1 protein-coding gene is annotated in these 772 nt (G+C 39.9%); it reads left to right on the top strand.

Features of this window, described 5'->3' with window-relative positions:
- Positions 1-388: transposase (locus tag CDO51_RS13100; protein WP_143824748.1), on the top strand; the 388-nt coding region annotated here is incomplete at its 5' end.
- Positions 389-772: the final 384 nt, after the last annotated feature.

Raw genomic sequence — 772 nt, 5'->3', positions numbered from 1 at the left:
AGTAGCAGGGTTTTTGTTTGAAGTAGTGGATTTATCTAACTACAAACATCCACGTCAAATTCAGAAACTAGCAGGCTTGAACCTGAAAGAAAACAGTTCGGGTAAACACAAAGGTGAGACCAAGATAACCAAACGAGGAAGAGCTCGTTTGAGGGGACTACTGTACCGTTGTGTAATCCCACTAGTTGCTAAAAACCCTAAAATTAAAGCGCTCCATCAATACTATACTACGAGGCCAGAGAACTCATTGAAAAAGAAACAGTCGCTTGTAGCATTGTCATGTAGGTTAATCAGAGTAATGTTTGCTTTAGGAACTAAGAAGACACCTTATGATGGCAGGATGTTATTGCAGAATAGTTCATTAAACTTGTTACAGGAAGCTGCATAAGAAAAGATAGTCAGACTTAAGAATTTCAGTTACCCGTCCACAAAAGGAGCACGGAGAAGCCAGTCTATATTCACCGTTCGGGCTTAGACCCTGTTAGGGAGCATCAACTGGCCTCCACCCTTGGTTAGGTAGAACGAAGAAATTTATGAGGGCCTTAGGGGACCCAGCGAGATATGGGAGGTAAAACCACCAAGGTATATGTGGAGATCCAATAAAGTGCCGCCATATTTTACCATAAAGTTAGTGGTCCTTAGCTAAGGTGCTCTATCTCTTACAGATTTTATCGGATATTCAAGTTTTTACCTAGATGTTTAAAATGGATAGTATTGAAATTCTGAGAACGAAAGAGCTTTTTAAAAGAAAATTTTACTTTATAGAGGGAGG

Origin of the sequence: Natranaerobius trueperi (assembly GCF_002216005.1) — a bacterium.
Lineage (GTDB): Bacteria > Bacillota > Natranaerobiia > Natranaerobiales > Natranaerobiaceae > Natranaerobius_A > Natranaerobius_A trueperi.
The sequence above is the reverse complement of the archived record's forward strand: the minus strand, read 5'-3'. Positions and strand labels throughout refer to the sequence as shown.